This is a genomic window from Geothrix sp., assembly GCF_020622065.1.
Classification (GTDB): domain Bacteria; phylum Acidobacteriota; class Holophagae; order Holophagales; family Holophagaceae; genus Geothrix.
This window is the reverse complement of the sequence record NZ_JAHRYQ010000002.1, coordinates 606,281-620,615: the sequence shown is the minus strand read 5'-3', so window position 1 is coordinate 620,615 and position 14,335 is coordinate 606,281. Positions and strand designations below refer to the sequence as shown.

The 14,335-nt window shown below is 68.0% G+C and carries 12 protein-coding genes; 3 read left to right on the top strand and 9 right to left on the bottom strand.

Going from position 1 to position 14,335, the window contains the following annotated elements:
* The first annotated feature begins 59 nt into the window (after positions 1 to 59).
* The 3 genes from QZ647_RS12250 (at position 60) to QZ647_RS12240 (ending at position 2,548) form a co-directional block, all read left to right on the top strand.
* On the top strand, positions 60 to 1,070 hold the full coding sequence (locus QZ647_RS12250) for an integron integrase (protein ID WP_291272436.1): 1,011 nt from the start codon (positions 60 to 62) through the stop codon (positions 1,068 to 1,070).
* Positions 1,071 to 1,188: 118 nt separating this feature from the next.
* Positions 1,189 to 1,560 carry a metallopeptidase family protein gene (locus QZ647_RS12245; protein WP_291272435.1) on the top strand — a complete coding sequence of 124 codons (372 nt, stop codon included), beginning with the start codon at positions 1,189 to 1,191 and terminating at the stop codon, positions 1,558 to 1,560.
* A gap of 100 nt (positions 1,561 to 1,660) precedes the next feature.
* Positions 1,661 to 2,548, top strand: coding sequence for an acyltransferase (locus tag QZ647_RS12240; RefSeq protein ID WP_291272434.1), 888 nt, complete (start codon positions 1,661 to 1,663; stop codon positions 2,546 to 2,548).
* A 28-nt stretch (positions 2,549 to 2,576) separates the two neighbouring features.
* Here QZ647_RS12240 and QZ647_RS12235 read toward each other — a convergent pair whose 3' ends face one another.
* The 9 genes from QZ647_RS12235 to QZ647_RS12195 form a co-directional block, all read right to left on the bottom strand.
* Positions 2,577 to 4,271: a hypothetical protein gene (locus tag QZ647_RS12235; RefSeq protein WP_291272433.1), complete on the bottom strand. Its 1,695-nt coding sequence runs from the start codon at positions 4,269 to 4,271 to the stop codon at positions 2,577 to 2,579.
* Positions 4,272 to 4,436: 165 nt separating this feature from the next.
* Complete coding sequence (serC, locus tag QZ647_RS12230; protein WP_291272432.1) at positions 4,437 to 5,537, bottom strand: 3-phosphoserine/phosphohydroxythreonine transaminase; 1,101 nt, start codon at positions 5,535 to 5,537, stop codon at positions 4,437 to 4,439.
* Positions 5,538 to 5,548: 11 nt separating this feature from the next.
* Positions 5,549 to 6,421: a D-isomer specific 2-hydroxyacid dehydrogenase family protein gene (locus tag QZ647_RS12225; RefSeq protein ID WP_291272431.1), complete on the bottom strand. Its 873-nt coding sequence runs from the start codon at positions 6,419 to 6,421 to the stop codon at positions 5,549 to 5,551.
* A gap of 12 nt (positions 6,422 to 6,433) precedes the next feature.
* Positions 6,434 to 7,675 (bottom strand): DUF1015 family protein, encoded by a 1,242-nt coding sequence (locus tag QZ647_RS12220; protein WP_291272430.1) that lies wholly within the window; start codon positions 7,673 to 7,675, stop codon positions 6,434 to 6,436.
* Positions 7,676 to 7,837: 162 nt separating this feature from the next.
* Entirely contained in the window at positions 7,838 to 8,569 is a 732-nt protein-coding gene (locus QZ647_RS12215) for a response regulator (protein WP_291272429.1), read from the bottom strand.
* 21 nt (positions 8,570 to 8,590) lie between these two features.
* Positions 8,591 to 9,850 carry a hypothetical protein gene (locus tag QZ647_RS12210; protein WP_291272428.1) on the bottom strand — a complete coding sequence of 420 codons (1,260 nt, stop codon included), beginning with the start codon at positions 9,848 to 9,850 and terminating at the stop codon, positions 8,591 to 8,593.
* A 46-nt stretch (positions 9,851 to 9,896) separates the two neighbouring features.
* On the bottom strand, positions 9,897 to 11,060 hold the full coding sequence (locus QZ647_RS12205) for a hemolysin family protein (RefSeq protein ID WP_291272427.1): 1,164 nt from the start codon (positions 11,058 to 11,060) through the stop codon (positions 9,897 to 9,899).
* A gap of 94 nt (positions 11,061 to 11,154) precedes the next feature.
* Positions 11,155 to 12,615, bottom strand: coding sequence for a heparan-alpha-glucosaminide N-acetyltransferase domain-containing protein (locus tag QZ647_RS12200; protein ID WP_291272426.1), 1,461 nt, complete (start codon positions 12,613 to 12,615; stop codon positions 11,155 to 11,157).
* A 137-nt stretch (positions 12,616 to 12,752) separates the two neighbouring features.
* Positions 12,753 to 14,261, bottom strand: a complete 1,509-nt coding sequence (locus QZ647_RS12195; protein WP_291272425.1) for an amino acid permease — start codon at positions 14,259 to 14,261, stop codon at positions 12,753 to 12,755.
* Positions 14,262 to 14,335 lie beyond the last annotated feature (74 nt).

Sequence of the window (14,335 nt, the reverse complement as noted above, 5' to 3'; positions counted from 1 at the left end):
GTCGGGAATCGGGGGTCAGGTTAGCGCAATAGGCGGCCTGGGACGATCGGAGCGGGGTCATGTCTGACGGGAATAGGCAGACCGGCGAAGGGCGGAACGCGGGGGTGGGGACCGCGCCCCGATTCCTGGATCGGCTTCGCGAAAGCCTTCGGGTCCGGCACTACAGCCTGCGGACCGAGGACGCGTATTTGGACTGGGTGCGGCGGTTCATTCTCTTTCATGGCAAGCGGCATCCGAAGGACATGGGGGCGCCGGAGGTCCAGGCATTCCTGAGCCACTTGGCGGTGGATCGGCGGGTGGCGCCGTCGACGCAGAACCAGGCCAAGGCGGCCCTGCTCTTCCTCTACCGCCACTTGCTGGAGGTGGACTTGCCATGGCTGGGTGAGGTGGTCCAGGCCCGCCGACAGCCACGCCTGCCCGTGGTGCTCACGCCGGGAGAGGTGCGGGCGGTGCTGGATCAGATGGAGGGCGGCATGGCCCTGGTGGCGCAGGTGCTCTACGGTACGGGGATGCGGCTGATGGAGGGGTTGCGCCTCCGGGTGAAGGATGTGGAATTTGAACGCCGGGAGATCGTGGTGAGAGATGGAAAGGGAGGCAAGGACCGGGTCACCATGCTGCCGGATCGCCTGGTGGGGCCCCTCCTCGCGCACCTGGAGCGGGTGCGCGCCCTCCATGGCCGGGACTTGGCGGAAGGCTTCGGGGAGGTCGGGCTGCCGGATGCGCTGGCGGAGAAGTTCAGGGCTGCGCCCCGCGCCTGGGGCTGGCAGTGGGTCTTCCCCTCGGCGCAGCGCTCGGTGGACCCCCGCTCCGGCCTGGTGCGCCGCCATCACCTCCATCCCGAGAGCGTGCAGAAGGCCGTGCGGCTGGCAGCCCGGGCCGCAGAGCTGGTCAAGCCCGTCACGCCCCATGTGCTGCGCCACAGCTTCGCCACCCACCTGCTGGCCTCGGGCCACGACATCCGCACCGTGCAGGAGCTGCTGGGCCACAAGGATGTGGCCACCACGATGATCTACACCCATGTGCTGAACCGCGGCGGCCGCGGTGTGGCGAGCCCGCTGGACGGGTTGTGAGGGGCTGGTCGCGGAAGGAAACGAGGGTACGGGGTGTCTTCTTCGGGGCTTCCATATGATTCCCCCCTTCTGTGATCCGCCCTCCTCCCCCTGGCGGCAGGGGCAGTAGGATCGTCCCATGCGCATGTCTGACCTCCCCTTCCGGCGCCTGGTGGACGAGGCGCTGGCGCTGGTGCCGGCGGAGTTCCGCCCCTACCTTGCGGGCGTCCCGGTGGTCATCGAGGACTGGGCGCCGGACGCCCTGCTGGATGACCTGGGCGTGCCCGAGGACGAGACGCTCTACGGCCTCTATTCGGGTCGGGCCCTGACCGAGGGCCGCGCGGAATCCGGCGAGCTGCCCCCCCGCATCACCATTTACCGAGGGCCATTGCTGGAGGATTGCCGGGACGAGGACGAGCTGCGGGACGAGATCGCCACCACGGTCATCCATGAGATCGCCCACCACTTCGGCATCAGCGAGGAACGGCTGGAGGAACTGGGCTGGGGTTAGCCTGAGACGGGTGGGTTCTAGGCCGATTTTTCCCGACCGCGGGCCTTCGGATCCTCCGATATTCTGGTCCACCGGGTCGGCCCGGAAGATGAGGAGCCGCATGTTCAACCGCCTGTGGTCCACCCTCAAAGGCGCCTGGGCCAGCGTTGTGCTGGCGGTCAATGCGGTGGGCATCTTCTCGGGGATGATCCCTGTGGCCCTGGTGAAGCTGGCCCTCCCGGTCGGCTTCATCCGGCGCGGGGCGGACCGCCTGCTCAACGGCCTGGCCGAGGGCTGGATCGCCGTGAACGGCTGGTGGATGGCCCTGGTGCAGCGCACGCGCTGGGATGTGACGGGCCTGGAGGGCCTGCGGCGAAAGGGCTGGTACCTGGTGAGCAGCAACCACCAGAGCTGGGTGGACATCCTGGTGCTGCAGAAGGTCTTCCACCGGAAGGTGCCCTTCCTGAAGTTCTTCCTCAAGCGGCAGCTGCTCTTCGTGCCGGTGATGGGCCTGGCCTGGTGGGCCCTGGATTTCCCCTTCATGCGGCGGCGCAGCGGCAGCCGGTCCCAGGACCTGGCCACGGCCCGCAAGGCCTGCGAGAAGTTCCGCCAGATCCCCACCTCGGTGATGAACTTCCTGGAAGGGAGCCGCTTCAGTCGGGCCAAACACGACCAGCAGCAATCGCCCTACCGGCACCTGCTCAAGCCCAAGGTGGGCGGGCTCGCCACGGCCCTCAGCGCCATGGGCGAGCGCTTCGATGCCCTGCTTGATGTCACCATCGTCTATCCCGAGGGTGTGCCCAGCTTCTGGGACCTGCTGTCAGGCCAGGTGAAGCGGGTGGTGGTGCGGGTGCGGGAGCTGAAGATCCCGACGGATCTGCTGACCGGCGACTATGAGGGTGATCCCGTCTTCCGCGCGCGCCTGCAGGCCTGGGTGCAGGAGCTGTGGGCGGAGAAGGACGCGCGCATCGAGGAGATCGTGCTGCAGGGGCAGTCGGCCCAGGCCTGATGGGGCCGCTCCGCGATCCGGCGGCCGGTCAAATCAACATCAGCGTCCCGAAGGGTGATCCCAGCAGGGGCGGCCGGCCGGGAAGGCGCTCCTCGTAGAGGCCCGCCAGGCCCACATCGGCGTGGTACAGGCTCTTCGGGGGCAGGGACAGGCCCCGGAAGCAGACCAGGGCGGACAGGTTGGCGGCGAGGGCGGCCTCGTCGCCAGCCTTGATCTGGGCCGTGCTGAAGGCGCGGGAGGCGGCCTTGTGGTGCCGGAGCCGCTTGCGGATCCGCTCGAAGAGCACGGCGTAGTCCTCCAGGGGCATGGGCGCCCCCAGGCGCTCCAGGCGATCGAGGGTGGCGAAGGCGTGCAGCAGCACCTGGACCGAGACGCGGGTGGGGGAATCGTCGCCGCGGAACCGGGCGTGGATGGCAGCGAAGGCCTGCAGGGGGCCCTGGAGCCGCGCCTTGGTGAAGCCCGCGGCATGAGCCAGGTGGGTGCCGAAGATCAGGGAGGTGCCCCGGTCGCCCAGGTCGTAGGGAGCGGTCTGGGCGGCCTCCATCACGGCTTCGAGGCCCTGGCGGACGAAGCGATCCATGAGGATGCCCGGCGCGAAGTTGCGGACCCGGGCCCCGTGGGCGAGGACCAGGGCCAGGCGGAAGAACTGGCCGTCCCGGATGCGGATGTCCTGCAGCAGCTCCGTCTGGATGCGGTGGACGGCCTCGAAGAGGCGGATCCGCTGCTCGGCCTGCTCCTCGTCGTCGGATCGGCCGCCGTCGACGAGGAAGAGATCCGCCGCGTAAGGCAGACGCCAGCCGGAGGCGGCCACGGTGGGGGGCAGCACGGCGCGCATGCGATGCGTGGCGGCATTCAGGCGCTCGCGGTTGCACCAGAGGTAGGCCCGCTTGGGCTCATCCCGGGAGGCCCGCAGGAGGCGCACGAGGAAGGCGATCTTGGCGCGGAGGGGCTGCAGGTCGGCGAGGGTGGGCACCCGGTCGAAGGCTTCCAGCAGATCCTCGTACTCGCTGACGACCGCGGAGGGCCGGTCGCCGGCGGCCATGCGATCCACGAGGAAGGAAAGGAGCCCCGAGGGATCCTCCTTGAAGTGGGCATAGCTTCCGCCCCGGAGGCTGGAGCCGAAGGCGGTCTGGAGGGAGGCGTCGAGCAGCTCCATCACGGGGGCCTCGGGCAGGGCGGCCTCGCCGGCCGCCGTGAGCCGGAAATAGCCCTCGCCCTCCACCTGGGTGCCCGGGGCGGCCTGCTTCTGGGCCTGGTCGATCTCCCGGTCCGTGGTGGCCAGGCGATCCAGGCACTCGCGCCCTTCTACTTGCAGGTAGTCCAGGATGCGCTCCAGGTTCGGCAGCACATCCTGGGAGCCCTTCACGCCCCGCACCTGGAGCTTCAGGAGCTCCAGCAGGTCGACGAGCTGGACGGCATCGGGATCGTCCGGCCTCGGCCCAGCGGGAGCGCCCATGGGAAACAGGCCCGCCAGGCGGGACTTGGGTGCCAGGCGTCGCTGGAGGCGGTCCGCGCAGCCCTTGGCCTCGACGATCTGCCGGTGGGTCTCCTGCAGGGCCTCGTACCGGCCCTCCAGGCTGGCCTGCAGAGGACGCTGGTCCTTCTGGATGAGCCCCTGGGCGAGGAGGTCGGCCAATCCCTCGCGGCCGATGGCGTCCAGGCGCAGCGTTTCGGCGGCGGCCAGCAGCTTGAGGCGATCGAGCGTGAGGGGGGGCGTTTCCATGGGCGGTCGGGCAACTTCCAGGCGGGCGGGTGGATACCCACAAGTCATCGGTTCTGAGGCGGGGTCACCCAAGAATAGGATGGCTTGGCTTTCCCGACACCGAAAGGGGCACCGTTTCCGGTGCCCCCTGGCGGAAGATCGGCCTGGCGGGAGGCCGGCCTGGTTCTACCCGTTCGTCTTGACGAACTGTTCCATGAAGTCCACGAGGGTCTTCACATGATCCACGGTGACGGCGTTGTAGGTGCTGACGCGGATGCCGCCGATGTCGCGGTAGCCCTTGAGGCCCACCATGCCGGCCTTCTTGGCCTCCTTCACGAACTGGTCGTCCAGCTCGGGGGTGGGCAGGAAGAAGTCCACATTCATGACGCTGCGGTGGGCCTTCTCGGTCACGAAGCCCTTGTAGAAGCCGCTGTGCTTGTCGACGCACCCGTAGAGCAGCTCGGCCTTCTTCTTGTTGCTGGCCTCGATGGCCTTCAGGCCGCCGATGCTCTTGTTGTAGGCCAGGACATTCCGCAGGATGTAGATGCCAAAGGTCGGCGGGGTGTTGTAGAGCGAGTTCTTCTCGGCGTGGATCTTGTAACGCAGGTAGCTGGGCAGGTCCTGGGCCTCGCACATCTCGAGGAAGTCCTCGCGGATGATGGTGAGGGTCACGCCGCTGGGGCCGAGGTTCTTCTGGGCGCCGCCATAGATGAGGCCGAAGGGGCTCACATCAAACGGACGCCACATGAAGTCCGAGCTCATGTCGCAGATGTAGGGCACCTTCCCGACCTGGGGGAACTCGTGCCACTGGGTGCCTTCGACCGTGTTGTTGGAGGTGAAGTGCACGAAGGCGCTGTCGGGGCCGACCTTGATCTCGTCGGCGTGGGGCAGGCGGCTGAACTTCTGCTCCTTGGTGCTGGCGGCCACGCGCACGCGGTCGCCGGCCACGAGCTTGGCCTCCTTGGTGGCCTTCTCGGCCCAGTTGCCGGTGACGATGTAGTCGGCCTTCTTGTCGTTGCGGAGCAGGTTCAGGGGGATCATGCCGAAGCTGAGGTGGGCGCCGCCCTGGAGCAGCAGCACCTTGTAGTTGGAGGGCAGGCCCATCAGCTCCTTGGTGAGGGCGATGGCCTCCTCGTGCACCGCGTCGTATTCCTTCGAGCGGTGGCTGACCTCCATGACGGACATGCCGGTGCCGGCGAAGTCCAGCAGCTCTTCCTGGGCGCGCTCGAGGGCGGGCAGCGGCAGGCCCGCCGGGCCAGCGTAGAAGTTGATCACGCGATGGGTCATGAGGGCTCCTTTTACGCTTTGAAATCCTGAAGAATCTGAACCACCTCGTCGCCGATGCGGCCGAGGTTCTCCTTGGAGCTGGCACCCAGGTGCGGGGCCATGAAGACATTGGGGGCGGTGAGCAGGGGGCAGTCCGCGGGCGGCGGGTCGCTGGGCCACACATCGGTGCCGTAGGCGCGGAGTTTCCCGCTCTGCAGGGCGGCGGCGAGGTCGGCCTCGACCACGCACTTGCCGCGGCCGGTGTTGATGAGGATGGCGCCGTCCTTCATCTTGGCAAGGAAGGCAGCGTTGATCATGCCCTTGGTGTCATCGGTCAGGGGCGTGTGCAGGCTGATGACATCGGCCTTGGCGGCCAGCTCGTCCAGGCTCACCATGCGGGCGATGGGATGCTCCTTGAGGAAGGGATCGAAGGCGATCACTTCCATGCCGAAGGCCTGGGCGCGCTTGGCGACCTCGGTGGCGATGTTTCCGGCGCCGACGAGGCCCAGCGTCTTCTTGAAGAGCTCGGTGCGCTTCAGCTCGCTCTTGAGGAACTTGCCCTCCTTCATGGAGGTGTGGGCCTCGATCAGGCGGGCGGGGATGGCCACCATGAAGGCCATGGCCATCTCCGCCACGGCCACGCTGCTGGCCCTGGGGGTGTTGACGGCCCGGATGCCCTTCTCGGCGCAGAGCTTCTTGTCCACATTGTCCATGCCCACGCCGCCGCGGATGACGAGCTTGAGGCTGGGGGCCTGGGCGAGAAGGTCGGCGTTCACCTTGGTCTTGGAGCGGACGAGGAGGACATGGGCCTGCCCGAGGGCGGCCATGTCGGAACTGACCTGCCCGAAGGGGGACAGGCGCTCGGGGAGCTTGGCGTCAAAGGCGTCGGCGATGAGGATCTGCATGGGGGCTCCCTTTTAACCTTCGTACATCCGGACCAGCAGTCCGGAGCGCAGCTTGGGTTCGAACCAGGTGGACTTGGGGGGCATGACCTCGCCGGCGTCGGCGACGCTCATGAGCTGGGTGAGCGAGGTCGGGTACACGGAGAAGGCCACGGCGCAGCCTTCCTTCACGCGGCGCTCCAGTTCGTCCATGCCGCGGATGCCGCCCACGAAGTCGATGCGGGTGTTGGTGCGGGGATCATCGATGCCGAGGATCGGGTTGAGCAGGTTCTCCTGCAGGATGCTCACATCGAGGCCGCGGACGGGATCGGCGGCGGGGAAGCTGCCGGGCTTGGCCTTCAGCTCGTACCAGGTGCCGCCCAGGTACATCCCGAAGGTGGTGGGGGCCTGGGGTGCGCGGTGGGCGGAGACGGCCACCTCGAACTTGTCCTTCACCTTGGCGAGGAAGGCGTCCTGGGTCAGGCCGTTGAGATCCTTCACCACGCGGTTGTAATCCATGATCTTGAGCTGGTCGTGGGGGAAGACCACGGCCATGAAGCTCTCGAAGGGCTCGTCCCCGGTGGCGCTGGCGCCGGCGGCGGCGCGGCGGGCCTGGGCGTAGCGGATGGCGGCGGCGGTGCGGTGGTGGCCGTCGGCGATGTAGAGGGCGGGCACGCCGTTGAAGAGGTTCACCAGCTCGTAGACCACGGTCTCGCCGGAGACGACCCACACGGTGTGGCCGATGCCATCGGGCGTGACCACATCGTAGACCGGCGGCTGCTTCCGGATGTCGTTGACGATGTGATCAATGTAGGGCACGGCCTTGTAGGTGAGGAACACGGGCTCGGCGTTGGCGCCCTGCTCGGTGACATGGCGGGTGCGGTCATCCTCCTTGTCCTTGCGCGTGAATTCGTGGCGCTTGATGGTGCCGTTCTCGTACTCCTCCACGGAGCAGAGACCCACCAGGCCCGCCTGGACATGGTCACCCATGCGCTGCTGATAGACATAGAGGCAGGGCGTGTTCTCCTGGAACAGGGTGCCGTTCTCGATCAGGCCGCGGAGGTTGGCCACGCCCTTGGCATAGACCTCGTCGGCATGGATGTCGATGCCCGCGGGCAGGTCGATCTCGGGGCGGCCCACATGGAGGAAGGAGTGGGGGTTGCCCTTGGCCAGCTCGGCGGCCTCCTGGGTGTTCACCACATCGTAGGGCACGGCGGCCACCTGGGCGGCGAGTTCAGGCCGGGGGCGGTGGGCGCGGAACGGCTTCAGCTGGGACATGGGCACCTGCCTGGGAAGGGGGCCCCCGTGGGGCCGCACACGCGCCATTATTCCCCGGCAGGTGCCCTTTGGTGGCCCAGTTCAGCCCTCTTTTGACGAAAGTCCCATACTTGCCCCCAGGCGGGCCCAAACCGTCAAACTCGTGGGCCTTCCGCAGACGGGTCAGACCTCGTCGGACGCGGGTCTCCGCTGGTCGGTGATCAGGGCGGCGTTCATCAGGAGCTCGGTCAGGGGGAGGTCGATGGTCCGCTCCACCCGGCAGGTCTCCACGAACTCGATGTCCGGGCGATCCCAGCAGAGGATCTCGTAGGCGGCGGGGAGGCTCTCCTGGTCCTGGAAGGCGGCGTGGATGACCTCGCCCCGCTTGAGGTAGAGCAGCCCCATGCCCGCCCCGGACTTCACGGTGAGGGTGCAGGACTTCTGCTCCCAGTTGAGGAGCTGGAGGATGCTGTTGAGGCTGATGCCCCGGATCATGCCCGCGGGCTCGAACTGGGCCGCGGCCCGGATGGCGTCCATGAGGATGGTGAGGCGCGGGGGCTTGGTGAGGATGCGGACCGCCCCTAGCTGCAAGGGGGTGTTCAGGTGCTGGGTCGCATCCAGGCCGGTCATGACGATGACGGGCACCTGGGGGTAGAAGCGGCTCACCTTGGCGATGAGGTTGAAGCCGTCCATCACCGGCATGTTCAGATCCGTGACCAGCACATTCACCGCTTCCTGGCGCAGCACCTCCAGGGCCTGGGCCCCGTTCTGGGCCATGAGGATCCGGAAGCCCTGGAGGCCCTTCAGCCCGGCGCGGTAGAGGCTCAGGGTGGCGCGGTCATCCTCCACCACCAGCAGCGTCTTGGTGGGGAGCTCGGGCTGGGGCAGGGGGCGGGGACGGGCAGGCAGGTTCATGGGGTCCATGGTCGATTATCGTCAGCGGGCTTCGCCCTTGGGAATTTTGCGCGCCGGGGCGGGCTCCTTCGCCAGGGCGGCCAGGGCTTCGGCGGCGTCCCGGGGGTGGCGGGCTTCCCAGTCCACCACCCAGGGGGGCAGCTCGGCGTCCTCATAGTCCCGGAGCTTCCGGTGCCAGCTCACGAGGGTCTGCACCACGGCCTCGTGGATGTTCTCGGCCTTGGGGGGGATGTGCCCCTCCCAGATGGGCTCGTGGAAGTACTTCCGCAGGGTGGCCTCCGCGGGCTTGCCCCACACGGCGTAGGTGCGGTCCTCGGGGCCGCCGACGGGCTTCTGGTTCAGGTTCTCGCCGTAGAGGTAGTAGAACACCGCGTCCCCGTCGCTCCAGTGGCGCAGCACGCCGAAAGCACCCTTCAGGAGGTGGTCCTGGAGGGCCAGATCCAGGGGCTTATCCGTGCGGAAGTCCCAGGGCCCCACATGGGCGTGGGCCACGCTGGGGTAGCCCACTTCGGTGATCATGACGGGGCGCTGGAACCGCGCCGTGAGGGTGCGGGCCTTGTAGACGACCCACCACCAGGCGTCGCGGATCTGGTCGGCGCTGGGGTAGTCGTCGTACTTGGCGATGGGGTCGTAGGTGTTGATGCCGATGACATCGAGGCAGTCGCCGAAGGTGAAGCTGTCATGGCTGTCGAAGTTCACGCTGTAGACCAGCTTGCCCTTGAAGACCGTGCGCACCTCGGTGGCCAGGCGCCGCCACTGGTCGGGGAAGGGGTGGGTGGAGGCCATCTCCGTGCCCAGCGAGTACCACTCCACGCCACCTTCCTGGGCCAGGGCCGCCAGGCGCAGGTTGAAGTCCGTGTAGTTCCGCCACCAGAGGTCCCAGTCCGAAGGCTGGATGTTGCCCCGCCACCAGTCGGCGTTGTCGGCTTCGTCCCGCAGGTTGATGGTGGGGAAGAACATCATGCGCAGCCCACGGACCTTGGCCTGCCGGAAGGTGCGGCGCAGGCTCTCTTCCGTGGGGCTGGAGGTGGGGTGGCGGCGGATCTCGGTGCTATGGCCCGTGTCCATGCGGTAGATGGCCTGCAGGCTGACGCAGGTGGCGCCGGTGGCGGCGATGCGGTCCAGTTCTTCCGCATAGTCGTAGTCGGGCACGCCGGCGTAGAGGCCGAGCACCATGCCCCGCGGTTGGGGCACCAGGGCCTTCCGGTGCATGCGGCGCACGAACCAGAGGGTGAGGGGGAGAATGAGGATGGTCAGGGCGACGAGGATGCGACGGGGCATGCGGACGGGCTCCAGGGTTCAGCCTAACGGCTGAATCTCGCGGAACCTAGATCCGTTCGACCCGGACCTGCACGATGCGGGTGCCGTCCATGCGGAGGACGGTGAGGCGGGCGCCTTCGACCTCCACGGATTCCTGGGGCCGGGGCACGCGGCCCAGGCGGGCCAGGACGAGGCCGGCCAGGGTGTCGAAGCCGTCCCGCTCCCAGGTCATGTCGAGGCGCTGGGCCACATCCTCCACATGGGCATGGCCGGAGACGAGGTAGACGCCGGGGGCCTGCTCCACCAGGCCTGCGGGGGCCTCGTGCTCGTCCTGGATTTCGCCGAAGACCTCTTCCAGCAGGTCCTCCATGGTGACGAGCCCCGACACGCCGCCGAACTCGTCCACGACCAGGGCCAGCTGGGTGCGGGCGCGCTGGAGATCGCGGAGGAGGTCCGCCACGGGTTTGCTCTCCGGTACGAAGTGGGGCGGTTTCATCAGCGTGGCCAGGGCGGGTTTGGCGCCGTCCGGCAGCTGCATCAGGTCCTTGAGGAGCAGCACGCCGCGGATGTGGTCGATGCCGCCTTCATAGAGCGGCAGGCGGGAGTGGCGGCTGCTGGTGAAGGCCTTCCAGGCCTCTTCGACGCTGGCCTCCAGGGGCAGGGCGACGATGCGGGTGCGGGGCATCATGACCTCGCGCACCAGCGTGTCCCCGAAGGTGACGACATTGCGGATGAGCTCGCGGTCCTCGGCCTCCAGAATGCCCTCGGCCTCGCCTTCCTCCAGCAGGGCCGTGACGGCCTCCTCGGTGGCTTCTTCGGGTTCGGATTCTTTCGCCCGCTCCTGGGTGCGGCGCTCGATGAGCCGGACCACGGGATCCACCAGGACCGCCAGCACCGGCTGCACCGGGGCATACAGGGGGAAGAGGCGGATCAGCCAGTCGGCCGCATCGCGGGAGGTGAGGAGGACCGGCAGGGCCAGATCGAGCGTCCAGAGGGCCGCCAGCACGAGGATGCCCAGGGTCCACGCCCCGCCGGGCAGGGCGAGGTGGAAGGGCCAGAGCAGCCCCAGGAGGATCAGCAGCAGCACCTGGTTCCAGAACTCGAGACCCATGCCCAGGGTGCGGGGCCGCTCCAGGAGCGTGGCGAGCCGCGGATCTTCGACGCTGCCCTCCTCCAGCAGGCGCCGCCGCTGGACGGAGGGCATGGCGTGGAAGGCCGAAAGGAGGGCCATCGTCGCGCCCCGGTAGGTCAGAACCACCAGTGCGGCGAGCAGGAGCCAGGATGGGGGGGCATTGCTGCCTAAATCAGCCATTGTCAGGAACAGTCTAGCGGCTTTCCCGGGCGCGGATCTGCCGGGCCAGGTCGGCGCGGGCCTCGGGGCCGAGCTTCAGCCGGAGGCGGTCGGCCTCGCGGAAGTATTCCTCGGGGTCGCGGCAGAGGCCATCCGGCGTGGGGGGCAGGCCCTTGCGGGCCCGGGCGGCGTTCAGGAAGCCGTAGGGCTCCTTGGCCAGCTCCGGGCTCTGCAGGAAGTGGCGGAAGGTCCACCAGCCACCCAGCACGAACCAGATGCCCAGCGCGGCCACGGCCCGGTGCTGGAGCAGGCGCATGCGATCCGGCGTCCGGCGCACCTTCTGCCAGGCCACGCCGGCCCAGAGGTTCAGGCCGATGATGGCCGCGGTCATCAGGAGGGTGCCGGTCCAGCCGAGGCTGCCCCAGCCCCAGCCCGTGACGGCGATGACGGCGGGCGCCAGCAGCACGCTGAAGATCAGGTTGAGGTGCAGCATGTAGAGGAGCAGCGACTCCCGGCTGGCGGCATCGATGGGGTTGGAGCCCTTCCAGCGGGGCCGGAGGAGGTCCACGGCTCCCATGAGCGTGCCGCCCAGGAGGATCCAGCCGAGGCGGGCGGCCACGCTGGGCAGGGTCGTGTTCGAGAGGGCGCCCAGCTCGCTGTAGGTGAAGGCGCCCGAGGGGCTGTGGAGCAGCCACACGCCGTTCTGCTGGAGCCACCGGCCGCCCCAGAGCCAGGCGTGTTGGGCGGAGGCGCCCCAGGCCAGCAGAAGGGCGCCGAGGATCCCGAGCCCCAAGAGATAGCGGGCTTCGCTCCAGCGGGCCTTCCCCTCGAGGGGTTCGACCCGCAGGTGCCGGTAGAGGCCGCCCAGGAAGGCGCCGAAGGCCGGGAAGGCGAGCCAGGGGAAGAGTGGGAAGAGGGCCTGGACGCCGCGGTCGGGGTTGCCGTTGAAGAGGCCGCGGATGGGGAGCCACAGGCCGTCGGCCACGCCCGTGGCCCAGAGGTGCGGCGAGATCACCGGCACGAAGACCGCGATGGCCAGGGCCAGACCCGTGAAGACGCGCGGGTTCCGCACCAGGCGCGCCAAGCCCTGGAGGATCAGCAGGGAGTAGACGATGCACTGGAGCACATCGATCTTGAACAGCTCCCGGGCCTTCTGCGTGGTGTTGAGCACCGTCCAGTCCGCCGCCGTGATGCCGGGGGCGTGCAGGGCGTAGGCGCAGAGGAGGATGAAGCCCAGGCGCCGGGCCGTGTCGGGCCAGAAGGGGCGCAGGGTGCCGTCGGTGCGGAAGGTGGAGATCGTCAGGCTGTAGCCGGCCGCCATGGTGAAGCTCGGGGCCACCAGGCCGTTCAGGTAGTTGAGCCAGTCCGGGCGGAGTCCAGACTGCAGCCAGACATTCACCACATGCACTTCGATCATCACGATCACCGCCCAGCCCCGCAGCTGGTCGATCCAGTCGCAGCGCTTGGAAGGGGTCAGGTCAGTCCAGATCGACATCGAAACATCTCAAGGGAATGATCACCACGAAGACGCGAAGGCACGAAGAAAGGAAGCAGGCAGGCCTTCTCGCAAGCGGCTTTCGCGTCTTTGGGTCTTCGGGGTGGATCAGTGGCTGTTCGAGAAAAGGAGCCGGATCAGGCGTTCTGCTTCCGCATGACGCTGTGCTTCTTGCCGTAGAAGAAGTAGATGACGAAGCCCAGGGCGAGCCAGGCGATGAGGCGCCACCAGTTGGCCACGGGCAGGGAGAACATGAGCATGAGGCAGCTGAGCACGCCCATGACGGGCACGAAGGGCACCCAGGGGCAGCGGAAGGGGCGCTCGGCTTCAGGGTGCTTCTTCCGCATGATCAGAACGGCGGCGCAGACGATGACGAAGGCGAGCAGGGTGCCGATGTTGGCCAGGTGCAGCAGGGCGTCGATGGGCAGGAAGCCGGCCAGGATGCCCACGAAACAGCCGACCAGCATGGTGGACTTCCAGGGGGTGCGGAACTTGGGGTGCACATCGCCGAAGGTGGCCTTGGGGAGCAGACCGTCCCGGGCCATGGCCAGGAACACGCGGGGGCCGCTGAGCATCATGACCAGCAGCACGGAGGTGATGCCGGCCACGCCCGCCGTGGCGATGAGCCCCTCGGCCCAGGGCATGCCGTTCTGGCGGAAGGCGATGGAGACCGGCGCGTTGATGTCCAGGTGGTCGAACTTGACCATGCCCGTGAGGACGGCCACCACGGCGATGTAGAGGAAGGTGCAGACCACCAGGGACACGATGATGCCGATGGGCACATCGCGCTGGGGGTTCTTGGCCTCTTCCGCGTGGGTGGAAACGGAATCGAAGCCGATGTACGCGAAGAAGATGATGGCCGCGCCGGCCATGGTGCCGATGGGCGCGCCGCCGCCATCCACCTGGCCCGCCACATGGTGGCCGAAGAAGCTGATGCCGGTCCAGCCGAAGGGCGCGAAGGGGTGCCAGTTGGTGGTGTTGATGAAGAAGGCGCCCACCCCGATGACGAAGAGCACGGCGGCCACCTTGATGGCCACCATGACGCCGTTGAAGGTGGCGCTCTCCTGGATGCCCTTCACGAGGATGGCGGTGATGATGGCCACGATGATGAGCGCGGGCAGGTTCATCACGGCGCCCGTGGAGGCGAAGTGCCCCGTGGCCGGGTCGTATTTCCAGGGGGATTCGCTCACCAGCTTGGGAATGTGGATGCCGATGTTGCTGACGGCGCTCTGGAAGTAGGCGCTCCATCCTGTGGCGACCGCGGCGCTGGACACGCCGTATTCGAGGATGAGGTCCCAGCCGATGATCCAGGCGAACAGCTCACCGAGTGTGGCGTAGGCATAGGTGTAGGCCGATCCCGCCACGGGCACCATGGCGGCGAATTCCGCGTAGCAGAGCGCCGCGAAGATGCAGGTGATGCCGGCGATGACATAGGAGACCATCAGCGAGGGGCCGGCGATGTTGTGGGCCGCGGCGCCCGTGGCCACGAAGATACCCGCGCCGATGATGGCGCCCACGCCGAGCGCCGTGAGCTGCACGGGACCGAGCACGCGGCGGAGGCGGTTCTCACCCTTGGCTTCCTCGAGGAGGAGGGCCAGGGGTTTGCGCGCGAAAAGCGGGGATTCGGGACGCGGGTCGTTCGACATGAACACAACTCCATGCAATCCGGGATCGGGGGCCCGGAAGGGGATTCCAGGAGGATGGGCCAGGGGGCTTCCGG